Here is a 26,271-nt window from a genome sequence, read left to right as displayed (position 1 = left end):
AAAGCGGGTGATGATCAGTGCGTCGGCTGACCTGACTTCCGAAGATTCAAGACACGTTGGCGAAAGGGGCCGAATCCTACATTATATCTGTCCAGACATAAATGGAGCAATGTGACTCATCGACATTCTCTGTTCTGGATTTTCATGCTCTATTTGTGGAAGCGATTGACATTCGGTAGCCTGCATTGCGATGCTGTTGCTTCAGGAAAATCACTCGCTGACAGTGAATGTCACAAAGTATTGCGGATAAATAACTTATGAAAGCTTTAGCTGTCAATCCGAAGCAGGAGAATAGCGCTCACGTTGTTGAAATTGACGCCCCCAGCCTTGACTTCGTCCCGAATGGGAGAGGAGTTCTAGTAAAAACTCTGCAAGTTGGAGTCGATGCAACCGACGCTGAGATCAACGAGGGCTTATATGGGCAGGCTCCCGAAGGCGATTCGTTTCTTGTTTTAGGACATGAAGTTTTCGGAATCGTCGAAGAAGTCGGTCCAGCGGTCAAGCATTTGAAACCGGGGGACTATTGTACCTGCACTGTCCGTCGTCCGGGGCCGACAATGTATGACACCATTGGCCGCAACGACATCACCAGTCATGATGAATACTACGAGCGGGGCATCAACCTCCGACACGGGTTTATGACGGAAAAGTTTGTCGATGACGCCGAATTTGTCGTCAAGGTCCCGGTTGGACTGAAGCATCTTGGTGTTCTCTCCGAACCTGTCAGCGTGTGTGCTAAAGCAATTGAACAGGCGTATCTTGCTCAAACTCGACTGCAAGTTTGGAATCCACAACTCGCCTTCGTTACGGGGGCGGGGCAAATTGGATTATTGACCGCGATGATGTTGCGATTGCGAGGTCTTGAAGTTTACGTACTTGCCCGCACGCCAAACCCGGGACTGAAAGAGGAGATCTGCGAAGGCTATGGGGCCCATTACATCAGCACTCAAGAAGAAGAACCGGCTGATCTGGTGAAGCGAGTCGGCAATCCGGATCTCATTATTGAAGCGACTGGCAGCAGCTATGTCGCGTTCAATTCCATGCAATACCTCAATAGAAACGGGGCTCTTGTCTGGACGAGCGTGACCGGCGGAAAGAATACGATTACAGACTTTCCTTCCGATCAGGTGAACCTTGAGTGGGTCCTTGGGAACAAGTTGCTTGTCGGCAGCGTGAATGGAAATCGCGACCACTTCAAAAAGGGAATCGCTGATCTGGCGATGGCTGAAGTCATGTTCCCGGGGGTGACACAGAAAATCCTGACGACTCCCATCGATGGTTTTGATAACCCTGCGGAGATCATCGATAAACTCACCAACGATAAGTCCGCGCTCAAAGTCTATGTGAATATCGCTGAAGCTTCTTGACGGTTCGTTCAAAGAGCGTTGCCATCGAGAACTGAGTCGAATTGAAGAAGCCAGTCAAAAGTAATTCGAAATGAATGCTTATTCTGAATCACGTCCAGAATTCGACTTTATTGACTGGATCAAGAAGCAGGTCACGCTCCGACCAGAAGTGAAGCTGGGAATCGGTGATGACGCCGCGATCCTTTCGCATCAACCGAACCGGGAATGGGTCACAGCGATTGATGTGATCACCGAAGGTGTTCATTTTACGTCGGAGACGCCTCCTGAATTGATCGGTCGCAAGGCCTTGGCAATCAATCTGAGTGACATCGCAGCGATGGCTGCCGACCCGGTCGCTGTTTTTCTTGGGATTGTTCTTCCGAAATCGTGTGGGCGAGCCTATGCAGAACAGCTGTACGCCGGCATCTTTGAGATGGCCAACGAGTATGAATTGTCGATAGCTGGCGGAGACACTAACAGCTGGTCGGGACCACTGGTTTTGAATGTCACTGTGATGGGAACTGTCGAGCAGGGAAAAGCGATCCTGCGATCTGGAGCGAACGCCGGTGACTGGATCTTCGTGACCGGTCCTCTCGGTGGATCATTGGCATCGGGACGGCATCTCACATTCGAGCCGAAGCTCAAGGAAGCAAAAATTCTCGCTCAGCATTTTCACATTACGTCGATGCTCGATCTGAGTGATGGGCTCGCGAGTGATGCGCGGCACATCGCATCGCAAAGCGGAGTCGGAATGATCGTCGATACCCAGAGTCTTCCGATCCATACAGATGTGAACCCCGACTTACCTGAAGCCGAACGAGTCCAACACGCGATGTCTGATGGTGAAGACTTTGAGTTGTTGTTGACCGTTTCTCCTGAAGAGGGCGAGCGACTCCTTAGCGAGGGGATTCAACTGGGAGTCGCCGTCACCAAGATCGGAGAGTGTACGGAGGAAGTCGGTATGAAGCTGCAAAGCGGAGACGCACTCATCGATTGGCCCCGAGGTGGTTGGGAGCACGAAGTCTAAAAGGACAGCAATTCATTGAATTTTTATGAGTCGTACAGATCATGTGTCGTACAGGTCCGCAAAAAATAAGGGGGGAATTGCCTGGATCACCATGGCCTCAACAGGCAACTTGAGGCAATCTTTGCCCATTCCGTTCCGTATTGTTTTAACGATAGCCTTGTTAAACGAACGTATCACCTTTTGTGAATGTGTCCAGTAGGTTATGGGGCTGAATGAGAGTCGAAAGGTTGAGAGTTTCGGTTTTCATGAATTGTCAATCCGTGTCCGTTGACGCACTCGCTGAGACTTGCTGTGATTGCATACTGCAAGCGGAAGTATTATGCGGCGAGCTGGTATTTAGAATTTTCGATGCTCTTTGTGCATGTGAAGAATCCGCACATTGCATCGGAAAATGCTCGCGTGTATGAGCGGATTCAACGAGTCGAAGTTGTGAAGAGTTATTGAACCGGAGAACAAAATGTCTGTAGGATTTGGTATTGTCGGAACTGGGATGATTGCCCAGTTTCACGCAAAAGCCATCGAGGCGATTACAGGTGCATCGTTAGTTGCCTGCTTCGATATGGTTGGAGAACGGGCGGATGCATTCGGAAAAGAAAACGGATGCAAGGCGTATTCCAATCTTGATGAAATGTTGGCAAACGAAGATGTGCACGTAGTCACAATTTGTACTCCAAGTGGTGCTCACCTTGACCCGGCAGTCGCTGCAGCAAAAGCAGGGAAGCATCTTCTTGTCGAGAAGCCTTTGGAAATCACATTGGACCGATGTGATCAAATCATCAACGCCTGCAAAGCGTCTGGGGTAAAGCTGGGGGCGATTCTGCCGTCTCGTTTTAGTCAGGCAAACATGGCTTTGAAAGAAGCCATCGAGCAAGGTCGCTTCGGAAAACTGACTCTGGGCGACACCTTCGTGAAGTGGTGGCGATCACAAGAGTATTACGACAGCGGCGGATGGCGCGGAACCTGGGCGCTCGACGGCGGCGGAGCGTTTATGAATCAGGCGATTCATAATGTCGACTTACTCCATTGGTTCATGGGCGACGTGTCGCAAGTCACCGGGATGACATCGACAATTGCTCACGAACGCATCGAAGTCGAAGACGTTGGAGCAGCGACTGTCAAATTCAAGTCCGGCGCCATCGGTAACTTGGAAGCAACAACGTGTGCATTCCCAGGACTGCTGAAGAAAACTGAAATTCATGGAACGACCGGGTCGGTCATCATCGAACAGGATTCCATCCTGCTTTGGGAGTTCGAGGAAAAACGGCCTGAGGATGAAAAGCTTCTGGCAGAATGCGGAGCAGGGAGCGAATCGACGGGCGGAGCTTCCGATCCGAAAGCGATTTCCTTTGTTGGTCATCAAAGACAGTTTGAAGATTTCGTTGCAGCCATCAACGAAAATCGAGAACCGATGATCGATGGATACGAAGGCCGCAAGAGCGTCGAAGTGATTCTCGCAATTTATCAATCCTCATGGGAAGGCAAACGCATTGATCTTCCCCTCACTAGCGACCCGGTAAGACCTGAGTAAGGATTGCAGCATTCCAGTATGGAGGAGGCTCACATCAGTGAGCCTCCCTTTGTGTTCAGTATGTTAATTCTGACGCGAGTTGTTGGACAATCAATGCTCATCGAAGATGTGCATCTGAGACTGGAGTACGCTGACGATCGCTCCATTATCTTCTCGCTGGAAAAACTGAGCGGAGGACGAGAGACAAAAGTTCGCATCCAACGACATCAGATTGTTGACGTCTGTTACAACGTTAAGCTGCAGCTCATCTCCGTTGAGGGGCAGTCTGCAAAACTAGGGTTGGAACATCCGCCTAGTGTTTCTATTCAACGGTTTGAAGACGAGAGTCCCCAGAATTAAACTGGTCTCGCGGGTACTACTTGAGATCTGCGTGGAATCTCTCTGGACGGCTTGAATCCCAATGCGTCGAGAAGATTCACGTTCGAAGACGCTGATCTTCCGTCTCTTGATGTGTACAATTCGCAAACACTCACTCATTCCCAGAGCAAATCCAATGTTGTCTTTTCTGTTCTCCCTTATGGGCGGGCAGTCGATGAAATTAAACAAGTGACCTTCACGGGCACGACAAACATTGAAGATGCTCTCAGCTCGATTTCCAGACAGACTTTCGAATGGTAGACCTGACCAATAAAGAAATACTGATCGGCATCACCGGGGGGATTGCAGCTTACAAGGTTGCGGAATTGACCAGTCAACTGGTGCAGCAAGGAGCCGGAGTGACCGTTGCGATGACGGACTCTGCACAAAAATTTATTGGGAAGACGACATTTCAGGCTCTCACTGGACGTCCGGTCTATACAGAACTGTTCGAGCCGCAGGAACATTTTATTGGTGAGCACATCGGGCTAGCTCGCCGAGCGGATCTCTTGCTGATCGCTCCGGCAACAGCGAATGTCATCGGGCGAATGGCTCATGGACTCGCTGACGACTTACTCACCACGCTTGCTCTTGCCGTCACATGTCCGGTCGTTATTGCTCCAGCGATGAACAATGAGATGTGGTCCAAACCATCCGTGCAGAGAAACCTCACCCAGCTTAAAGAAGACGGTATTCACATGGTCGGTCCCGACGAAGGCTGGCTCAGTTGCCAATCGATCGGCCCAGGAAGAATGTCTTCACCGGATGCGATTTTGAAAACTCTTATCAATCTGCTTGATTGATCACTTCAGGTATTCTGCGATCTGTTTGTGCACGTCATCTGACTGGCGAATGATCAACGTTTTGCTCTCGGGGTCAAAAGTTGCGACTCCTGCGCCTCCGTGACTATCCCAGCTCTCCGGGGCAATTTTCGACTTCAGTTCGTTACAGATTTCCTCAAGACCGCTTCGCTCGAATGATTTTCCTTCAGTCGAGTACAGCCGAACTTGATGAGGCTCTGCACATCGTTGTTTCGACGAGATGACAATCAAGCCGTCGTCCTCAGAATACCCCAGCCCCAGCGGAGTAAGAAGCAATGACAGACCAGATTTTATCATGATTGCCTCTGATGTTTTGAGCGTCACTATTGTCTGACCGGAGACGCCTGCTTCATCCAGTCCTTGCTGGTCAACGTAAAACTGAATTCCGGTTTGCTGTCGTATCTGAGTCAGTGCATCGAGGAGTGTGACATTATTGAGTTCAAACTGGACCGAGCTGTTCAGATTTTTGACTCCCGCAGTTCTTTGAGGAGTTTTCGCAGTGAGGCTTTCAGGTTTCTTTCCGAGGCGGGCATCCCGGAGTTCCTGAAGCAGCCATTCTATTTCGTCATGAACTGCTCGAACTTGGCGGACGACCAGACAGTTGGTGGCAGAGTGAGAGGTGATGGCGCCGGGACCACCGGATATCGCCCAGCTGTGAGGGGCGACGACCGACTGTAGCAACTCAATTAAGCTGACTATTTCCAGGTTTGTCTCGATTGCGTCACCGGTCAAATCTTCAACCTGGTAAACGACGACAAGGTGCTCACCTTCGGCTTGTTCCGAAGATATAATTTTCAGGACTTCATCTTCAATCATTGAGCTCAAATCAAGGCTCCGAAGAACGACGTTCAAGCCGGTTGAGACCGAGACTTGATCCAGATGCACTGTGATAGGCTCGTTTGAGGAGATCCCAACCTCCGCTAAGGCAGCGTCGTCGATCACAATGTTGATACCTGCATGATTCGCAATATGTTGTAGCAACTCTGAAAATGGTCGGTCTTCAAAATCCAACGAGATCAACTGCTGTAGATTTTGGCCAATTTTCTCCTGATGCGTTAAAATCTGTTGCTGTTTCGCAAGTTGAAGCAGCGACTGTTCAATAACGTTATTCTTGTTATGAAAAGTGGAAGAGGCTTTCTGAACAAGGTGGTCAAAGTTTGTATCTGGGTTGCCTTCTAAGACTTTTCGCAGTAGTTCAAGCCGTTGGTTTGTCTGGTCCTGTTGGGCTTGCGGAGCGATGATTTCAAGCTGTTGACTCTTCGGCTTGAATTGAGCCGTCGATTTTCCCAACTCCCAGGGAGTTGATTCTCCTCTTAGAAACTCAATTAGGGGCTTAAGACGTTCCTTGGGATCATCGAATGGGCGAGGAGCTTGGTAAAATCCATCATGATTGAGGAATCGTGAAAGGTTATGGACTCGCGTTACGCGATGATGAGTCGCTTTCAACTTCGAAGTGACAACGAAGTTTCCATTGTCAATGTAAAACGAAGCTCCGTACGGTTCCAATATGAGCTGCAGGCAGGATCCCAGGCTGATTCCCTCAACTTGAAGGCTCAGTTCCTGCTGTAAAGAAATTCCCGCTTTTCGGAGCGAGATCTCGTCCATGACCAGGCAGTTCTTAAGCTGATTCTTCCCGATCTCAACAAGTGCTTGATCAAGACTGACACCGATGTAAGTGAAATCAATCGGTTGCTTCAAACAATCTTCGAGAAGCTTGTTCAACTCATCTGGATTTCGAGTCACGTCTTTTTTGTTTTCAGATTCCTTGGGGGCGGGAATCGTATTCAGAGAATCCTGCGTCGTGCTTTTCCCCCGCATCTGAATAGAGTTTTTATCGAGATCCCATGCAAACTCATCGCATGTCATGAATGTTTGCGCATCGTTCGGCCCGTTACCGTCGCTAAATTTGACATGGCCTGTTGCCTTGATGAAGTTTGGTGTTTTTGAGAGTGCGTCAGCCAGTACATCGAATCGAAGCTCAATCTGGTCTGCCAGAAGATTTGCTGTGGACTCTCCGCTGCGAATTTGAAGTTTGCCCTGTTTTAATCTGATCGATTTTGACGTTGAATCAATCTGCATACTCTTTGCGATGACGGCGAAGTTTTCCTGTTTGATGTGTATTTGATATTTCTTTCTATCGAGAGGAGTTGTGAAAGACTTCTTGAAATTCGATTCATCCAGAGTCAGTTCTCCAGCCACTTCGGCATCACTCTCCACTCCCACACCTAAGATGACGCTCTTGGTAGAACTTTTCTCCTTAATCTCCTCAACTGTCACTTCTACGTTCTGCTTGACTGGTTCTTCAGCTTGAGTCTCTTGTGGTGATTGTAAACTGGCTTCGACTGATAGATTTTTCAATGGAGGCTCGGCTGCAAAAACTTGAACCAGTGAAAAGCCGATACCGATCACCATCAACGGGATGATGAGCATGACGGCTGCATGGCGAGGTCTTCGCGAAATTGTCGTGCGTTTTTGCGAACTGAGTTGCAGGACGTGTTCGATTCGTGCGAGAAGTTCCATCTTCTGGCCTCCAAAGTTAAGGGAAAGTAGACTGTTGAACAATCTGGGGGAAAGTGTTTTCGTTTGCGATTGCTCAAGCAATCGTAGAGCAACCTGCTCAAGGGCTTTGGCGTACGAAAGATTTGAATCAAGGAAGAGAACAGATTCTGCATCGCAACAATGTTCGCGTTCAATGCTGATGCGTTTTGAAATCCACCACACTATCGGGTGAAAGAAGAGCAGTGTCTCGGCGATTCGCTGAACAAGGATGACCCACAAATCGAAACGCCGAATGTGCATCAGTTCATGGACAATGACCGCTTCTAACGCCTCCGGAGTGAGCTGAGTTGTCCAACTCAGCGGGATCAGTACCATCGGACGCAGGTATCCAACGACGATCGCTTCGCTGACTTTCGGAGAGAGAAAGAGACGCGGAGTCACGATCCATTTCTGACTTAATGTCAGCGACTCGATACGTGAAGAAATTCCCACATCGAGTGTCGATCGCGAAGCTGAGATGCTGACAATCCAAAGAAATCCAATGAATAAACGGCACGAAAACAGTAAGACTCCCAATCCCCAGGTTAAGACAATTATTTTTGTGTAGATTCGAAAATTCGTAAGTGGAGCGAGTTCTGCGTCTATTGGGTCGCTCGTCGGTTGCGAGAGCAATGGCGAAATTTGATCTCTTGAATGTGCTTGAAGACGCTGGTCGAACGGGTCAGCAGGCTCGACGCTGTTCCAGTTTGAAATAACGTACGGCAGGTCTAAAATATTGATTGAAATTTGCGATGCTGAATTTTTTTCAGCTTTCGAAATCGAGGCTGAAGTGGTCTCTGGGCTACGTTGGGGGTGTTGGCCTGAAGTGACGAACCATGTGAAGACTGGCAGCAAGAGAACTACCCATAACCCAGTCACAAAAATCCCATAACGAAGAGCAAGGGATTTCGTCCGAAGTATTTTTTGGAGGTTCCAAAGTACGAAGCCGACAAGGGCGCCTTGCCACACTGCGTGGAATAAGATTAACCACAGATTTTGCAACAGATTCTGATCAAGTTGGGAAAGAAAGAACATCAGTTGGTATTCCTTGCAGATGGAATCAAAAGAAATTGAAGTTAATTTTCCTGATGTTCATCAATCGCTTGGCGGATTTGATCCAGTTCTTCTTGAGTGAGTTTTCCGCTCTCCACAAGATGAGCCACTAACTGGCTTGCAGAGCCTTCGAAGGCGCGGCCCACGAGATCGCTGAGCAATTCCGAAAGCGTTCTACGTTTTGCAGCTTTTGCCGAATACAAAAATGCGCGTCCCTGCTGTTTCCGTTTCAGCAGTCCCTTGTCGACCATCACGTTCATTAAACTGGCGACGGATGTGTAAGCACGCTCTTTGCCATCTTCGTTCAAACTTTCTTGAACATCACGGCTTGAGCACTCTCCACAGCTCCAGAGAATTTTCAAGACTTCCAATTCCCCCGGAGTAGGATTTACCGAACTCGGTCTGGACATGTCGACTCCCTTTGGCGATTCATTCTGTATCTACGGCTTAAACCGTAGGCTAGTGCTACTGGTTAAGCCGTAGATGTCAAGAGGGACTTTGGACGACCGCGAGAGTGCCCGTAAGAAATGTTATTGTGGGACCAAAGGTGACATTGGTGAGTGCGTCGATTGATACGTCTTCATTGCATGTGCAAAAACAAGTTCAAGCTGACTGGCCTGAGCCATTTCTTTGGGAGTAATCATCTCTCGATTGAGAGGGACGGGGCCGGCTTCGTAGTACTTGATTGTCTCTTGGTATGGTGACCAGTTTAGATCGCCCAATTTGACGAGTGGGCCGAGTTGCTGACCGGAAGCATTCTCGTAAGCCTTGTAGATTAGCTCGGAACAGTAGATTGCCTCATCATCCATCCTGTACCTCGCGTCGTAAGGTCGCCCAAGAAATGTTTTGACATTCTTGATGGTCGCTGGAACATCCTTCTGGAATTCTGTTCTGAAACGATAAACAGCGAACCCCTGATTTCGTCCACGAAAAATGAATTCTCTGAGTGGTGACATTTCCACATCTCGAAACGCTTCATAGACAACCCATTTTCCGTTCTGTTTCGAAATGATTCCACAGTGCGAATAGGGAGAATCGGAAACCCCTTCGATGGCGTTGACCAAACGAGTACGCGGAAGGGACTGAAAGATGATGTCTCCTTCTTGTGGTTTGTAAATCCAGTAGGCCCGGTAAGCTGGTCCGAAGGCCCAGCCATAAACAATCAAAGCGACCAAACCGCACACGAGAAGAGTGCCGGCGAAGATTTGTCGATCTTTCTGCTTTCGTTTCTGTTGTGCTGTCAGACTCGTTGAGGGGATCAATTTTCCTTCCATGACATGCACTTCTCTACTTCGCAAAAAGCTGTGAGTGGTCTTGGAATGCCTTGAATTCGAGGGCGTTTCCAGATGGATCAAGGAAGAACATTGTTGCCTGTTCGCCTACTTGGCCTTCGAACCGAATGTATGGCTCGATTACGAATTTGATTCCTAAGTTTCGCAATCTCTCTGCCAGAGCTTTCCAGTCATCCATGTTCAGCACGACGCCAAAGTGAGGAACCGGGACGTCGTGACCATCGACTGGATTCAGGTGATTCCGCTCTTCTGCAGCAGCCATGTTGGGGCGTTCGTGTGTCACGATTTGATGGCCGAACAGATTGAAATCGATCCAGGTCTCGTCGCTGCGACCTTCAGGGAGTCCGAGAGTTTCTCCGTAGAATTTCCGTGCTTCTGCAATATCACGAACGGGAAAAGCCAGGTGGAATGGAGTCAGGTCGGACATTGTTTTCGGTTCTCGCAGAGGTGAAGTCACAAGCAAATTAGAACTGAGCCTGACACCTGAAGTTGCTCTCTCAAATATCGAGAGAAGTTACTCCTTCAGAGATTATTGGGCTGATTCTATTCAAAGAACGTCGATGTTCCCAGGCCCTTGCCAGCGTCGGCACCAAAAATGTATCGAGGTAGTTTTGTGTTCGCCAGCCTTCTGTTTACCCCCTCGAGCATTAGTTCATCAATCGCAGTCTGTGCAGACTGACCCGGTTTGAGTCGAACTAAGTACTGGTCCAGATTCCCGACACGGCTGATTGTGCTCCATACTGTCGTTCCTCCAGATCGATACGAAAATACGATTGAGACTGATTTGCGAGTGACCGTTTCTGAAACCGTCCGGTCACCAATTTTTGAAAGATTTGCCGTTCCTTCTGACTTTAGAGAGAGTTCTGCGGTCAAGGAAATGTTCGCATTCTCGGCAACCTTTGATTCTGCCGCCTCTAATTGCTTTGCAACCAGATCCTTGGCGGTCGACTTGAGTGGTGCCAGCAGTGCGTCATTCCCAATCTGGACATCAAGACTGACTGAATCACCCGGTTTCAAAATCGCCTTTTCGTTTAATCGGTCGCTATCGAGTTTAGATTCGATCCCAGAATTCGGAACTTCAACGGTCCGCACGAGAGCACGGGTATTGGGAACTTGAGCAAAGCAAAGTTGTTCTGTGGTTTGGAAACCGGGCAAGATGATGTTTTTCGTATCGTAGCTCCAGACAACTGCTTGCAGGGGACGGCTCAACAGCTGAGAACTATTGACCAACAGGTAGTCTTTTCCGGTCCAGGCAAGGCTGTGTGGACGATCTGGAATCGGGATTTCTTCGGCCTCTCCTGTTGCTGTGTTGTAAATTCGTACGGTTTTATTCGCTTTGGTGTCAAGCCCGATAGCGAGAGACTCACCATTGGGGTGATACGCAATCGATGCCAGCGCGCCTTCGAGGGGCGATATCCCTAATCCTTGACCTGTTCGGCTCTCAAACATTGCCAGATCGCTGGCTCCTAAAATGCTTCCACGAACGATTGCCAGCTGCTTTCCACCAGGGCTGATCGCGAAGTCGCTGGCTTCTTTGAGGCTCCAGACTGGTTGCAGGTCCGGCAGGCTCCAGACGACAAACTGGTAGTTCTTACTGAGAGTCGCAACGTGATCGGAATCGATGAACTCAACACGTTTTATTTCACGATGACCTTTGTCGGTTGCGTCCCGGAATGGTCTCCAACCAACGATGTGGCTGCCATCGTTTTGAAGCTCGTAAAGGTCGAGACGACCGTTTGTGCGATGCTGCTCGACAATCGCGAATTTCCCATCAGGAGAGATGCAGCGAAGCTTGGCTGAGAAAGGAATATTCAGCTTGGCAGCTTCATCTCCTGAAGCATCGAACGCGATCAGCTCTGATGATTCTGCTAGAGGCTGTGGCTTTTCGTACGTGAGCCCGCGGCTTTCGTAAATAGATCGTGTACTTTCGTAACTTGTAATCAGAGGGTCATCGAGATCCTCCTTGATTCCTGCTCGAACAGCGACAACAGCGTTAGCTCCCCGCGCGAGTGCAATATCACGGACTGTTCCAGAAGTTGTGATTTTGATTGAGGCTGGAATCGCTGCTGACTGGAGTGGATCAGGTACTGCAGACCACTGTTCGACGGCGATTCCTTCTTGAGCTTTGGTGAGGTCAACGGCTGTTAAGGGTGGGAGTTCAGCATCACTGGTAAAGCCTCCTGCTGCAGCGGAGGCGGCCCCAGCGAGCAAGACTTCTTCTGTGAACGTGGTTGCGTCGAGTTGCGGATCGCCTTTGTCTGTCAGCACACTGAGAATCCAGGTTGGCCCCATAATCTTGCGGGAGGGAACGAAATCAACTCCGGCTTGCTTGGGAAAACTGTAGACGAGTTGCTTTGCTTCGGTGTCAACAATTCCCAGCGAGTGCACCAACCAGCGACGGCCATCTTGAAAGGACTCCAAGGTTCGAGACTGATAAACCGGGTTGAGTTGGTCTTTCAGGATCGGAGAGATTTCGAAATCGGCAGAAACTTTTCCTGTAGGCAGATCCCAGACTAGCATTCTCGAATACTTCTGTGTTCCACCTGAATAGATGTGAACACCGTAAATTGCGGAAAACTGAGTCCCATCGCTGGAGAAGCCAAGAGCCTCGAGCTCGTGAACTTTCGTCTTGCCTTGTGGCTCGATTGATCCAACGACTGCCCCATTATCCAGGTCGTAGATATCGATCCGCTTCTTCAGGAAGTCACCATCAATCGCGACATACTTTCCCCCCGGACTGAAAGCATGTCCATAGCTTGGATTAAAGTTCTTCCCACCACTGATTTCGTGGACAAGTTTTCCGGAGGGAAGATCCCAAACCTTGATTCCTTTGTGGACATTTGAAATTGCCACAAGTCGGTGTTTCCAGATCGCAAGTGACAAAATGTTGAACTTGTTGGCCTCCGCGACAGTGAGTGAACCGAGAGATTTCTTCGCTTTCAGATCCATCACTTCTATCGTCTTGGAACCGGACGTTGCCATCGCCAGGTACGAACCATCATCAGAAAGTGCTGCAACAGGAGGAGCTCCTTTGGTCGGGATTTCAGCTAACTCTTTGCCCGTTGTTACATCGTAAACTGAGTAGTGATACTTTCCATACGTCCCCGAGTGAACTGCCACGTACGGGCTCGGCGCAACAGGAACAAGAAACGCGCTTCCCCGAAGTCCGTTCTTTTCCAGCTTGATCCTGAGTGGCTTTCCCTGCTCGTATTCGACAGTATTTTCTCCGGGGTCTGGTGTGACAGACCAGTTCGCAGACCGGTTGAGCGTAAGGCCTTCTGCTTCGGCCTGAGCCGTCTCTGTTGCCGATGGTGGTGTAAATCCTGACGGGCTCTTTGAAGGTGAAGAAGACTCTTTCGCAGGTTGAGTTACGTTTGAAACCGTTTGAGAATCTGGCTGTTTGTTCTCTCCAACGTTCGCATTACCAGTCGGTTCTTCGAGAGAATTTGGAGCATTGTCATCGAGAGGTCGGTTCTCGTCAGTTGCAATGTTCGGATCAATTTCCCCTTCGCCAGAACCGAGGAAAAAGATTGCACCGCCGCCGAGGATGAGAACGAACAGGGCTGCAAAGATGCCGATGAGCAGTCCGTTAGAAGATGATTTCTTCTTTTTTCGTTTTCCAGAGCCTTTCCTGCGACGAATTTGAATTCGTTCACGGCACGTTTTGCAGCGACCCGTTTTTCCCGCCATATGGTCAGGGTATCGATTTCTGGCTCCGCATTCCGAACATTCAACAGTTATCGGCATCGTCAACTCCGAGGGGCAAGAAGTCGTATTTCGTGGGCGCTATCTCACTGACGAATGTCAGTGAACTATCGACCTTGAATCATGGCGAGTCTGCGGACTTGATGCAAGTCCGGCATCGGAGTTCGGTGATGTTTAGCGCAGCTTCTCCTACTTCCTGTCGGTGGTAAGTCGGTGGTAAGTCGGTAGCGTGCCGGTGGTAGGCCCGTTTCACCAGTAAGTTTGTGGTTCAGCAGGAGACAGAACGTGTAGGCCGAATCGAACATGCGATCGAGGTGGGCAGCAAAGAGTGGATAGGAAAAGAGCAGAAGCCTACTCGGTTCTTCTATCCACTACATTTAATCGCTACCCACATTCAACCGCATTGATTGCGGAAAGGAAATTTTGAAACCACGAACGGGATTGATCTACAGAGATTTTGTCGATCTCGTAATCGTTATTCGATTTCGAGTAAGAGATCACCAGTTTCGATTTGGCTACCTGCTTTGACGAGAATGCGTTTGATCTTTCCTTTTTTCTCGGCAACGAGTGTCGTTTGCATTTTCATCGCTTCGATGACGAGAAGTTTTTGACCTTCGAGGACGGGATCGTCTTCTTGAACAGCCAAGCTGACAACCATTCCCGGCATGGCAGCTCCGAGGTGCCCGGAGTTTGAGGGATCAGCTTTGACAGCTTTGACGATATCACCCTCTAATGATCGATCAGCGACGGCGACCGAACGTGGAATCCCGTTGAGTTCAAAGAAGACATGTCGTGTTCCATCGGGATGTGCGTCTGCAACCCCGAGGTACTTAATGATGAGCGTTTTTCCTTGCTCGATTTCGACGGCGACTTCTTCGGCGAGTTCGAGGCCGTAGAAGAAGACAGAAGTCGGCAGACAACTGGTGTCGTCATATTCCTTGACATGACTGCTGAACTGCTGGAAAACTTCTGGGTACAACAGCGAGCTGACGGTTTCCTGACTCGTTGGTTGTCGTCCAAGTGTCTTCTTGAGATTCTCTGCTTCTCCCTCGAAATCTGCCGGAGCCATTGTTGCACCGGGACGCTCTCGTAGTGGTTCTTCGCCACGAAGAATTCTTTTCTCGACGATTTCCGGGAAGCCACCCATTGGTTGTCCCATGCGACCACCAATCAAATCGAGAACAGAAGCTGGGAAAGCGAGATCACGATCCCCTTCAAGAACATCAGATGGACTCAGGTCATTGGCGACCATGTATAACGCCATGTCTCCGACTGCTTTCGAAGTTGGCGTCACTTTGACGATGTCTCCAAACATGCGGTTGACTTCAGCGTAGACCGAACAGACTTCACGCCAGCGATCCGCCAAGCCCAAAGCACGTGCCTGTTCAAACAGGTTCGTATACTGTCCGCCGGGCATCTGGTGATCATACAGATCTGCGGTCGCAGGCAGAACACTCGCTTCAAACGGAGTGTAGAACTGTCTGGCGACACGCCAGTATTCCGCGATTTGATCGAGGGGACCGGAGTCCAGGTTTGTATCGCGATCATTGAAACGGAGTGATTCGACGAGCGTGTTCAGGTTCGGCTGAGCCGTTCCTCCAGACATTGGGGCCATTGCGACGTCAGCAATATCGAGACCTTCTCGGGCTCCTTCCAGAATCGATGCCGCCTGAGTTCCGCCAGTATCATGCGTGTGGAAGTGGATCGGGATTCCAATTTCCTGCTTGAGAGTCTTCACGAGTTTGGACGCTGCGTACGGTTTGCACAATCCAGCCATATCTTTGATGGCGATGATGTGGGCGCCCATCCGCTCGAGTTCTTTGGCCATGTTGACGTAATACTTCATGTCGTATTTCGTCAGTTTCGGGTTCATGATATCACCCGAATAACAAATACTAGCTTCGCAGAGGACGTCGGTTTCCAGAACTGCGTCCATGGCGACCTTCATGTTTTCGAGCGAGTTGAGCGCGTCAAAGACTCGGAAAACATCAATCCCTGCCGAGGCGGCCTCTTTCACAAACCCTTGAACAACATTGTCCGGGTAATTCGTGTAGCCGACCGCGTTGGACGCACGCAGTAGCATTTGGAAGAGGATGTTCGGGATACGCTCGCGCATTTGCTCGAGTCGACGCCACGGCGATTCATGAAGGAACCGCATCGCGACATCGAAGGTTGCTCCGCCCCACATTTCGAGTGAGAAAAGGTTCGGGCAGAGATGTGCATAGGCGTCTGCAATTTGCAACAAATCGTAAGTTCGAAATCGGGTTGCAAACAGCGATTGATGAGCATCGCGGAAAGTTGTATCGGTGAGCAACAGTGGTTTCTGTTCACCGATCCATTTGCAGAAGTCGCGAGCTCCCATTTGCTGGAGCTTTTGACGCATTCCATCTGGAATCGGTTTCCCGATGGGGAGCTCCGGAAGTGGTGCAGGGGTCCGCCGAGTTGCAACGGGTCGACCGGTCACCATGGGGTTTCCATTAACAATAACATCCGCCATGTATGACAGAAGTTTCGTCGCCCGGTCTCTTCGTTTCGGCATTTTGAAGAGATCAGGAGTCTCATCAATGAAACGAGTCGTGCAAGTTCCATCCAGGAAGACTGGATGTTTAATCAGTTGAATCAAAAACGGAATGTTTGTTGTCACACCACGAACGCGAAACTCTTTCAGGCAGCGTTGCATTCTGGCAGCTGCATCCACGAAACGCTTACCGCGTGCGGTCACTTTGACAAGCATCGAATCGTAGAAGGGATTGACGACAGCACCTGAGAACGCACTTCCGGCATCCAGACGAATTCCCATACCCGCTCCAGATCGGTAGTGGGTCACGTGTCCGTAATCGGGAAGAAAATTGTTCGCTGGGTTTTCAGTCGTAATTCGACATTGAACGGCGAAACCGCTGGTGCGGATTTCAGCCTGCGATTCTAGTCCGATCTCTGGATCGGACAGCTTGACACCGGCTGCGACAAGTAACTGAGACTTGACGATATCGGTTCCTGTCACTTCTTCAGTGACAGTATGTTCCACCTGAATCCGTGGATTCACTTCGATGAAGAAGAAGTCGTTTGTTTCTCGATCGAGCAGAAACTCGACTGTTCCCGCGTTGGCGTAATTGACTTGTTCTCCAATTTTAATCGCTGCGTCGCAAATGGCATCACGAACAACGGGATCAAGATTTGGAGCGGGGGCGATTTCGCACACTTTTTGATGTCGTCTCTGAACGGAGCAATCTCGTTCATACAGATGGACGAGGTTTCCGTGAGTGTCCCCCAGAAGTTGAACTTCGATGTGGCTGGCTCTGGCGACGAATCGTTCGATGAAAACGTCTGCACAACCAAAGGCTGTGTCAGCTTCACGTTGAGCCTGTTCGAAGGAGTCCCGGAAGTCTTTTGCTTCGCGAACGACTCGCATTCCGCGTCCGCCACCTCCCATGGAGGCCTTGAGGATAATCGGATATCCGATTTCTTCTGCAAGCTTTTCCCCTTCTTCGACCTTTGCGATGGCGTCTTCGGTACCTTGCAGAATGGGAACTCCTGCCTGTTTTGCAATGGACCGGGCGGAGACTTTGTCGCCTAGTTTTTTGAGCGTATCGACAGTTGGGCCGACGAACGTAATTCCGGCATCTTCGCAAGCTTGTGCAAATTCGGCATTTTCAGAGAGGAACCCATAGCCTGGATGGATCGCATCAACTCCATGTTCTTTCGCAAGTGCGATGATCGATGGAATATCGAGATAGGCTCGGATCGGCTCACCTTCACCTCCGATTTTGTAGGCTTCGTCAGCTTTAAATCGGTGAAGCGAGAATCGGTCTTCATGTGTGTAAATCGCAACAGTGCGAATTCCGATTTCATTTGCGGTTCTGAATACGCGAATCGCGATTTCGCTTCGGTTTGCAACAAGCAGTTTCTGAATCGGTCTCATTTCGAGCATTTCCTGTCTATTTCGGGGATGATCGCATCAAGATCACTCCATCGCTTCCGTTTTCGCCAGTTCGTTCATTAACTGACAGACGCACAGAGTAGTGAGGAACCCATCAATATTTCCAGACACTCCAAAAGAGAATCTAGTGGAACAGGAAAGACCCTGAAGATTAAACGGTAAATTTGTTCAGAACGGAGGCGTTTGATGCGTAGGGCTTCTACAATTTAAGAAAACTTGGCAGGATGTGTGATCAATATCACATTTCACCCGTGGAAATTATGAATTCGGCTTGAAATTTCAAACTCCTGCCTGACGAATTTCCGCTCCACGTCTATGATGGGATGGAACGACTGTTCATAGGGATACGGCAAGACATATGGTTGATGCCCAGAATCAAGAGACCATCATTGCAAATTTAGAGTCGACGCCTGCAAAAAGCAGAATTTCTTCGCGCTCAGCTTGGAAATGGGCTGCCAACTTTGTGGAAGGGACGGGCTTGGATTTCTCCAATGAGATCAATACGGTTTTAAGCCAGCGTCTCAAAATTTCTTCTCTGATCCTCTTTGTCTCTTTTTTCGTGTTATATGTGAAGGATTTGTTCTTTGGCGGCGCCAAATTCGGTGTGATGGAGACGCCGGTCCAAATTTTTCATTTTTTGGCGTTGGCAGTGAACGGTATTGTCGCACTTCGCTTGTGCACAAACTGTTCTCATCTGAACCGGCACCTGCGTATCGTCGAAGTGCTGATTTTCGGTTGTTCCACAATCTTCTTTCTCGTTGTGACTTATGGGATTGTGGTGCTCTCTGCGAGTCGAGGTTTTTTGTATCCGGTAGAAACACCGTGGCTGATTCTGATTTTCATTTATGCCTTGTTTATTCCCAATTCCTGGCAACGTGCTTTCATGGTGACACTCACCATGGGGTTGGCGCCAATCGCTGTGATGGGAGTTTCTTACGTCATGGTCCCCGACTTTCGTGAGATCATTCACCAGTCACAGAATCGCGGCATCTTAGTGCAATCATCAATGGCAATGATGATGGCGGTGGTCGTCGCGACGTGGGGAGTCTGGACAATTCGGTCGCTACGGGCAGCAGCTTTCGAAGCCAAGAAACTCGGCCAGTACCGACTCAAAAGACTCCTCGGACGTGGGGGGATGGGTGAAGTGCATCTCGCTGAGCACACTCTTCTAAAGCGACCCTGCGCGATCAAACTCATTCGACCAGAAATGGCCGTAAAGGCTGAGACACTCAAACGTTTTGAGCGGGAAGTTCAAGCGACTGCTCAGTTGACACACTGGAATACCATCGAGATTTACGATTACGGAATGGCTGAAGATGGGACGTTTTATTATGTCATGGAATACTTGCCCGGATTGAACATCGATCAGATTGTGGCTGAGCATGGCCCCATGCCAGCGAGCCGAGCCATTCATTTTTTGAAACAGACCTGTGACGCCCTGAGCGAAGCACATGCGAAGGGGCTTGTTCACAGAGACATTAAGCCTGCGAACATCTTCGCAGCCAAGCGGGGCGGCACTTATGATGTCGGGAAGTTGCTCGACTTCGGGCTTGTTCGTTCCGACGATATTGAATTCGACGCGAAGCTAACTCAAGAAGGAAGAATTACAGGTACTCCTTTGTATATGTCGCCCGAGCAAGCTACCGGCGACGATTCTGACGCTCGGAGTGACATCTACTCACTTGGAGGTGTGGCCTATTATCTTCTTACGGGAGAACCACCTTTTCAGGAAACGAAACCCGTCAAGCTGATTCTTGCTCACGTGCAGACAATCCCACCCAAGCCAAGTACAATCCGCGCGGATGTTCCAGAAGACCTGGAAGAGATTGTCATGAAGTGCTTAAGTAAAGACCCAAAGGATCGATATCAATCTGTCGACGAACTTCGTGAAGCTTTGGTCGCGACGGCAGATAACGGGATTTGGAATCGTCAAAAAGCGACAGACTGGTGGCAATCGAACGGCTGTCCGAAGCGACGATTCCTGGAAGAATGCATCTTGCATGGCAAAGAGCTGCCGGAATCTAACTTCGCAGAAGCTGGCTTCTCTGAGAAGACAAATGTCATGATCGGTGCTTAAGCACCCTCGTGTTTGATAATGCCTCCGGACAGTACCTCGGAGCAGAGTCTCTGAAGAGAAGACGTTCGAGTTCCTTCGGCGTAGAGGTTGATCAGACGCTGTGCGCCGAGCGTTTTTCTGGATCGCAACCGTTTCGTTCTTTTCAATCAGGCAGAACAAAAAAAGTGCCCCGACTTATTTGAGTCGGGGCACTTTCTTCAGGTCGATCACTCTTGGTTCTGACCTTCTTGCGAAGGTCAGTGCGGGTTTTACCAAAGAATTTCGAGTCCGAGATTACTTCCGTGGGCGATCATCGTTCCATCGTTCTGAACCTGATAGCGGGTCGCTCCCAGCAGGTCAGTGCTGAGTCCGTCGTTCTGTTCAGCTCCAAGGGCGACTCCACTCAGGAAGAGCACTTCGTATCCCATGATGACATTGATGTAATCAGTCAGGGAGACTGTGCTTCGAAGTCCGAGGTTGCCTGCGAATGCTGCTCCGGTATCGGAACTTGAGAGAGTGCGGCGATAGACAGAGTCGTCATTTCCAGAACCAACGACTGTTTCCTGAATCACACCGCTGAGACTGTTTCGATAAATCCCGGCTTTGCCGATCCCCTCAACTGTGATCCACTCGCCGTTGATAATGCGGAGAGCAACAGTTGCCTGAGCACCGTTGAGCTGGTTGTTTGCTTTGCCAAGCATTTGGTATGCAACCAGGTCAGGAGCAATTGCCATCATCGGATCGCCTGTCACGAAGAACGCATCGTATCCATCTGCGGAGCCACCGATGTGTGCCATGCCAGTGCTAATCAAAGCTGCATTGCTGAGTCCGTTGTTTGGATCGTCATTGATTGTGCCGTCGTATGGGTTTCCATCATCGACGTCCAGAGCATCGAAGACACCGCCAACAGTCAAGCCGCTTCGCTCGTCCAGTTGGATGTGTCGGTAACCAACTGAGAATCGGTACCAGTTGACATTACGTCGCGATCCCACGTTGATTTCAAACTCACGAAAATTCGAGCGATTCATGGTCGAATAGACGAGATCCTCTTGTCCAAAGATTGGGTCGTTGAACGGACGAAGGCGTTCCCCTTCAGTCAATTCATTGTTGCCCATCATTGGACTTCCGTAGGAGGCAGCCTGATTCAATGCAGTATAATCTGCGAATGAATTGAACACTCCGGGGTCTCCAGGAACTGCAACTCCATCCATACTGATGAAATTGTTGAAGATCCCCGATGATCCTGATTCCCAAGCGTCAAGCTGCGAAAAGCTCGCATCAACATCGAAATCTCCCAGCGAACCGCCTAAGGTCAACCGGTATCCAGATGTGTAGTCGAAATCGCCTTCGGAAAGGCTTTTTGATTCCGGACCATTGATGACATTACGCCCAGAGTCGCTATCTCGTCCGTAATACAACCAATCTGATTCGAAAAACACTTGAGCCTGACCGCTTTGGCAAAGCGAGAGCATGGTGACAGTCACCATCCCCGCAAGACACACTCTTTTTAACATCGCAGATCCCCCTGCTTGCTCCGTTGACACATAAATGGCGAATGCCTATTAGAAATGACTGGCCCACGCCTCTTTCATCGGCAGAACATCGCGTTAAAACAAATGTTTGGCCTCTAGCGATCAACCGTTCGTACGATATTTATGATATGTTCTGGTTAATGAAGATGGGCAAAATGGGAGGGTGTGTCGTTTCGGCTTGTCAGCTCTCGATTGAGAGGAAATCTTGAAGATTTCCCCAGTTTGTGGTGATTGCTGCCTCTGTTTGCTAAAACCCCCACAGAGAGCACACAGGATTCCTGTCTCCAAATTCCTGCGTACAGCGGGGATTTCTATAAGTATCGTATCAGAAAAGATTTACAGAGGATGATTCAGATGAGTATGGCAATCTTAGAAGTCCACGGACGGCAGATTCTTGATAGCCGTGGAAACCCGACTGTTGAAGTCGACGTGCTGCTTGAAGATGGAACAGCTGGTCGTGCTGCTGTCCCAAGTGGAGCGAGTACCGGAGCCCACGAAGCCTGTGAGCTTCGTGATGGTGACAAGAGTGTTTATCTCGGAAAGGGCGTGACGAAAGCTGTTGAGAATATCAACGGAGAGTTGGATGAACTGCTTTCCGGGCAAGATGCCTTCGACCAGGCAGCTCTCGACCAGTTGATGATCAAAGCAGATGGAACCCCTAACAAAGCTCGCCTGGGTGCTAACGCGATTCTCGCCTGCTCCATGGCTGCTGCTCACGCAGCTGCGAATTCTTGTGGAGTTCCACTTTTCCGTTACCTCGGCGGAGCAGGGGCTTCTCGTTTGCCAGCACCGATGATGAACATCATCAATGGGGGAGCACACGCCAACAACGGCATTGACCTGCAGGAATTCATGGTCATGCCACTCGGATTCGAGCGTTTCAGCGACGCACTCCGTTGTGGAACCGAAATCTTCCACAGCCTGAAAAATGTCCTTCAGGACAAAGGCATGAGCACAGCTGTCGGAGACGAAGGGGGCTTTGCTCCCGATCTTCCGAAAAGTGAAACTGCTATCGAAGTCATTTTGACCGCGATTGAAAATGCTGGTTACACACCTGGAGATCAAGTCAAAATCGCTCTCGACTGTGCAGCCTCAGAGTTCCACAAAGATGGAGTTTACACCGTCGAAGGTCGCGAACTCGATTCAGCTGGAATGGTCGACCTCCTGTCGGAATGGGTTGATAAATATCCCATCTGCTCAATTGAAGATGGCCTGTTCGAAGACGATTGGGATGGCTGGAAGGCTCTTACTGAAAAACTGAACGGCAAGTGCCAGCTTGTCGGTGATGACCTGTTCGTAACGAACAGTGAACGCCTGAAACGCGGAATCGATAACGGAATCGCGAACAGCATTCTTGTCAAAGTGAACCAAATTGGCACATTGACAGAGACGATGCAAGCTGTCGACCTCGCCTACAAAAACGGCTACACAGCTGTGATGAGTCACCGCTCAGGAGAGACCGAAGATACCACGATTGCCGACTTGGCTGTTGCACTCGGAACTGGTCAAATCAAAACTGGTTCTGCGAGCCGAACTGACCGGATCTGCAAATACAATCAGTTGCTCCGCATCGAAGAGATGCTCGGCTCCAACGCTATCTTTGGCGGAACACTTTCGTAATCGTTCTTCGCTTACTGAAATCGTTCAAGACCTCAGGGCTGACAAGTTCGGCTCTGAGGTCTTTTTTATTCGTCGATGAGCCCCCCGCGACCTGAAGTCATCAGGCAACTTCTTTGGCGACTTCTCTGGCTGCAGTGTTCACGATTCTGGGTTCACGATTCTGGGTTCACGATTCTGGGTTCACGATTCTGGGTTCACGATTCTGGGTTCACGATTCTGGGTTTATGATTCTGGGTTTATGATTCTGGGTTTATGATTCTGGAGTCCAGATGGTTGGTTGGGAGGCAATGTTCGATTCCGCTTGTCGCCTGCGTGCTTTAATCCTGACATAAGGAGCTGTGAACATTCCACGATGCCTGAAGTCTCCCGGCTTGGCTTTGGGATCTCCACGTCGCGGCTCGCTAAGATCTTCAATCACAAACCCTGTCCGACAGAGTTCCCCAACGAGTTCTTCCCAACGGTGCAGGTACTCCACAGCACCTTCCTCCCGGTAAGCGGTATCTTGAACTGCCGGAAGTGGATCGTTGTGATAATACGAGACTCCGAGAACATATCGGTTACGCTGATCACGTTCTACAATTTGCAGACTGGTTGGCTGTTTGTGCTGGCTGATGTAAAGGCCCCCCGGACGAAGGAGTCGAGCGACTTCCTTGTAGACGGTTTTCAGTCTTGGGATGTAACAGCTGCTCACCGGATGGTGCACAATATCAAAGCAGGAGTCGCCAAATTCAGAGAGGTCGTCCATCGATGCCTGTACCGCTTTGACGGAGACATTCCGAATTTCTGCCTGCTGCACATCACGCTTGAGCATTTCCGGTGAGAGATCAACGACAGTCACGTTTGCACCTGCAACGGCATACAGAATCGACTGCCAACCACCGCCTGAAGCGAGGCAAAGGACATCCATCCCTTTGACTGAACCTGGGAGCCACCCCCGGCGATCCAGAGCCAGCAGCGGATGAGCACATTCTTCATCGGAAGCAACATTTGCGAACTGGCTGTTCTCTCTTGCAAGGCGATCCCAGGTCCGTTCATTCGCATTGAGGTGAGACATGTTTTTGTCAATTTCTTGGTTAGAACCAGTCCGGAAACTTGTGGAATGGTCAGTTTCCGCAGTCTTTGAGAGAGAAAATTCAGGTTTCAGGATCTGTTCAAAATACTGGCGAGTGACCATATGAGTCCCAGACAATACAGAGCTTTCAAGAGATTGTCACTCCTCCCATTTTCTTCACGGGTTGATTGGATGAGTTCACAAAATTCCCCACTTTGCAACGATTTCGGAGAATGTCCCACGATCCAAGATCTCGGACCTTGTCGGGCGTTGAGGTTCCGGGAGGGCGTGTTATTATCCCCTCGCACTGTTGGTAAAATGAGCTTGAGCAAATCCAACACTGGTCTTTACGCTCCGCCTCGTGGCGAGCAGTCTTTGAAGTCATGATATTGATTTTCAGGGGATGACGAGCCTTGGTAATGCTCTTATGGATAACAGTTGATCGATGGATCTGTCACACTTAAACCCTGCGCAGCGGGAAGCCGTAAAAACAGTGAATGGGCCTGTTCTTGTGCTGGCAGGAGCCGGGACCGGGAAGACGCGAGTGATTACTTACCGGATTGGTGAGCTCCTTCGCACCGGCGTTCCTGCGGATCGCATTCTTTCTGTGACGTTTACGAACAAAGCAGCTAAGGAAATGCTTGAGCGAACCAAGTCTTTGATTGGTTCGAATCTGAAAGTGAAACCATGGATCTCAACGTTTCACTCGCTTTGTGTCGGAGTCTTGCGTTCCGATATTTCTGTTTTGGGATATCCCGAGAAGTTTTCGATTATGGATCGCGGTGATCAAGAATCGATGGCACGGCGCGTATTGCGCGATATCCGTGTGACGGAGAAGTCTCTACGGCCGGGCGATTTGCTGTCACTTATCAGTAAGTGGAAGTCGATCGGAATCGCTCCCGACCGAGCCACTGAAGCCGCGCTTGATGACAAGGAATACCTTGGTGGATTGGCGTATCGACGGTATCAACAAAATTTGAAAGCGACGGGAACAGTCGACTTCGACGACTTGTTGTTGCTTACCGAACGATTGTTCCTGAACTACCCGGAAGTTCTGGCGAAGCATCAACAGCGATTTTCCCATGTTCAGATTGATGAATATCAAGACACAAACGGAATTCAGTTTCGTATTATTGATGCCTTAGTTCGTGAGCATCAAAATCTCTGTGTGGTGGGTGACGATGATCAATCGATTTACGGATGGCGCGGAGCAGAATTGAAACACATTCTGGGGTTTGCGCAACAGTTTCCGGGAACGAAGGTGATCCGCCTCGAAGAAAACTATCGTTGTACGGACAGTATCCTTGATCTGGCGAACCGGCTGGTCAAGCATAATCGAGAACGGCATCAAAAAGTGCTGCGGACGAATAAGAAATCGCATGAGGATGTTCGGTTTCTGGAACTGCCTGATGAGCAAACCGAAGCGGAACGGGTCGTTCACGAGATCAAGCACCTGAATGAGTCGCGTCGAATTCCTCTCAAGGATTTTGCGATCTTGTTTCGTACCAACGAACAACCACGGATTTTTGAATCCGAGCTTCGACGCCGACAAATTCCTTACGTGCTGATGGGAAGCCAATCGTTTTATGATCGCAAAGAGATTCGAGATCTGCTCTGTTACATGAAAGTCATCGCTCGCGATGACGATGAGCAGGCACTGTTGCGAATCATCAATACGCCAACGCGCGGAATTGGGATTGGCTCAGTTGAAAAGTTGTTGAAACGTGCGGTCCGGACCGGAAAGAAAATCTGGGATGTCGTTCCCGACTCTCTCAACGAAGGTGAACTGACTCAAAAGACAGCTGACGCTGTTCTTCATCTGCACTCCCAGTTTCAACGCTGGCGTGCACAGTATCATAACAATCCCGATCAACTTGATACGCTGACGCATCAGCTTGTTAAAGAGATCAGGTACGAAAACGAAATCGAAAAACAATACAAAGACGAACTCCAACAGGCGACGCGGAAAGCGGTCCTGGAAGATTATATTAACTCGCTCGCTGAGTATGTTGATCGAACTGCGAAGCCGTCGCTGGGGGACTATCTCGACAGCATCGCACTCGAGCGGAGAGACGAAGAGCCGGACAAGGAAGCCAAAGCAAACGCCGATGCGGTCAAGTTGATGACTTTGCACAGCGCAAAAGGTCTTGAATTTCCAAGGGTCTATCTTGTCGGCATGGAGGAAGGCTTGCTTCCGCACAAACGGACGATCGACGGAACAGAAGCTGAAATTGCGGAAGAGAGGCGGCTGGCATACGTCGGCGTCACTCGCGCTCAGAACTCTCTGACACTTTCCAGAGCTGCCACACGGCGAAAATGGGGGAAGGTCAAACCTTCACCGCCCTCACGCTTTCTTTTCGAAATGCGCCGCGAGAAAGATTGATGTGAATCTACTCTGGATGCCGAGA

Annotated in this window: 16 protein-coding genes; 8 read left to right on the top strand and 8 right to left on the bottom strand. The window is 49.7% G+C overall.

From position 1 onward, the window contains the following. The first annotated feature begins 257 nt into the window (after nucleotides 1-257). From Mal48_RS10600 to coaBC, 5 genes are all read left to right on the top strand, one after another. A complete protein-coding gene (locus Mal48_RS10600; protein WP_145198754.1) occupies nucleotides 258-1,367 on the top strand; it encodes a glucose 1-dehydrogenase in 1,110 nt (369 codons plus the stop codon). 70 nt (nucleotides 1,368-1,437) lie between these two features. Next, nucleotides 1,438-2,373, top strand: a complete 936-nt coding sequence (gene thiL / locus Mal48_RS10595; RefSeq protein ID WP_145198752.1) for a thiamine-phosphate kinase — start codon at nucleotides 1,438-1,440, stop codon at nucleotides 2,371-2,373. 457 nt (nucleotides 2,374-2,830) lie between these two features. Next, a complete protein-coding gene (locus tag Mal48_RS10590; protein WP_145198750.1) occupies nucleotides 2,831-3,901 on the top strand; it encodes a Gfo/Idh/MocA family protein in 1,071 nt (356 codons plus the stop codon). A 60-nt stretch (nucleotides 3,902-3,961) separates the two neighbouring features. After that, nucleotides 3,962-4,240 carry a hypothetical protein gene (locus tag Mal48_RS10585; RefSeq protein WP_145198748.1) on the top strand — a complete coding sequence of 93 codons (279 nt, stop codon included), beginning with the start codon at nucleotides 3,962-3,964 and terminating at the stop codon, nucleotides 4,238-4,240. Between the two features lie 272 nt (nucleotides 4,241-4,512). Then, nucleotides 4,513-5,061: a bifunctional phosphopantothenoylcysteine decarboxylase/phosphopantothenate--cysteine ligase CoaBC gene (coaBC, locus tag Mal48_RS10580; RefSeq protein WP_231739983.1), complete on the top strand. Its 549-nt coding sequence runs from the start codon at nucleotides 4,513-4,515 to the stop codon at nucleotides 5,059-5,061. Here coaBC and Mal48_RS10575 read toward each other — a convergent pair whose 3' ends face one another. The 6 genes from Mal48_RS10575 to Mal48_RS10550 all read right to left on the bottom strand — a co-directional run bounded on the left by Mal48_RS10575 (nucleotide 5,062) and on the right by Mal48_RS10550 (nucleotide 17,586). Continuing rightward, nucleotides 5,062-8,652, bottom strand: a complete 3,591-nt coding sequence (locus tag Mal48_RS10575) for a M56 family metallopeptidase (protein WP_145198746.1) — start codon at nucleotides 8,650-8,652, stop codon at nucleotides 5,062-5,064. It abuts the gene before it with no gap. A gap of 41 nt (nucleotides 8,653-8,693) precedes the next feature. Continuing rightward, complete coding sequence (locus Mal48_RS10570; RefSeq protein ID WP_145198743.1) at nucleotides 8,694-9,080, bottom strand: BlaI/MecI/CopY family transcriptional regulator; 387 nt, start codon at nucleotides 9,078-9,080, stop codon at nucleotides 8,694-8,696. A 120-nt stretch (nucleotides 9,081-9,200) separates the two neighbouring features. Then, nucleotides 9,201-9,944 carry a YiiX/YebB-like N1pC/P60 family cysteine hydrolase gene (locus tag Mal48_RS10565; protein WP_145198741.1) on the bottom strand — a complete coding sequence of 248 codons (744 nt, stop codon included), beginning with the start codon at nucleotides 9,942-9,944 and terminating at the stop codon, nucleotides 9,201-9,203. Between the two features lie 13 nt (nucleotides 9,945-9,957). Further along, complete coding sequence (locus Mal48_RS10560) at nucleotides 9,958-10,389, bottom strand: VOC family protein (protein WP_145198739.1); 432 nt, start codon at nucleotides 10,387-10,389, stop codon at nucleotides 9,958-9,960. A 116-nt stretch (nucleotides 10,390-10,505) separates the two neighbouring features. Beyond that, nucleotides 10,506-13,709 (bottom strand): WD40 repeat domain-containing protein, encoded by a 3,204-nt coding sequence (locus tag Mal48_RS10555; protein WP_145198737.1) that lies wholly within the window; start codon nucleotides 13,707-13,709, stop codon nucleotides 10,506-10,508. 433 nt (nucleotides 13,710-14,142) lie between these two features. Beyond that, on the bottom strand, nucleotides 14,143-17,586 hold the full coding sequence (locus Mal48_RS10550; protein ID WP_145198736.1) for a pyruvate carboxylase: 3,444 nt from the start codon (nucleotides 17,584-17,586) through the stop codon (nucleotides 14,143-14,145). A 376-nt stretch (nucleotides 17,587-17,962) separates the two neighbouring features. On the opposite strand from Mal48_RS10550, the gene Mal48_RS10545 reads away from it, so the two are divergent. Next, a complete protein-coding gene (locus Mal48_RS10545) occupies nucleotides 17,963-19,681 on the top strand; it encodes a serine/threonine protein kinase (RefSeq protein ID WP_145198734.1) in 1,719 nt (572 codons plus the stop codon). 248 nt (nucleotides 19,682-19,929) lie between these two features. Here the strand turns inward: Mal48_RS10545 and Mal48_RS10540 are convergent, their stop codons facing one another. Continuing rightward, nucleotides 19,930-21,174: a hypothetical protein gene (locus Mal48_RS10540; protein WP_145198732.1), complete on the bottom strand. Its 1,245-nt coding sequence runs from the start codon at nucleotides 21,172-21,174 to the stop codon at nucleotides 19,930-19,932. Between the two features lie 372 nt (nucleotides 21,175-21,546). On the opposite strand from Mal48_RS10540, the gene eno reads away from it, so the two are divergent. Beyond that, entirely contained in the window at nucleotides 21,547-22,812 is a 1,266-nt protein-coding gene (gene eno, locus Mal48_RS10535; protein ID WP_197442239.1) for a phosphopyruvate hydratase, read from the top strand. Nucleotides 22,813-23,062: 250 nt separating this feature from the next. Here the strand turns inward: eno and Mal48_RS10530 are convergent, their stop codons facing one another. Continuing rightward, on the bottom strand, nucleotides 23,063-23,866 hold the full coding sequence (locus tag Mal48_RS10530; RefSeq protein ID WP_145198730.1) for a class I SAM-dependent methyltransferase: 804 nt from the start codon (nucleotides 23,864-23,866) through the stop codon (nucleotides 23,063-23,065). A 442-nt stretch (nucleotides 23,867-24,308) separates the two neighbouring features. On the opposite strand from Mal48_RS10530, the gene Mal48_RS10525 reads away from it, so the two are divergent. Next, the gene (locus Mal48_RS10525) at nucleotides 24,309-26,246 is read left to right on the top strand and encodes an ATP-dependent helicase (protein ID WP_145198728.1); all 1,938 of its coding nucleotides are present in this window, start codon (nucleotides 24,309-24,311) and stop codon (nucleotides 26,244-26,246) included. Nucleotides 26,247-26,271: the final 25 nt, after the last annotated feature.

It is taken from the genome of Thalassoglobus polymorphus (genome assembly GCF_007744255.1).
GTDB classification, from domain to species: Bacteria; Planctomycetota; Planctomycetia; order Planctomycetales; family Planctomycetaceae; genus Thalassoglobus; species Thalassoglobus polymorphus.
Note: the sequence above shows the minus strand (reverse complement) of the source record. Positions and strands in the feature narration are given on the sequence as shown.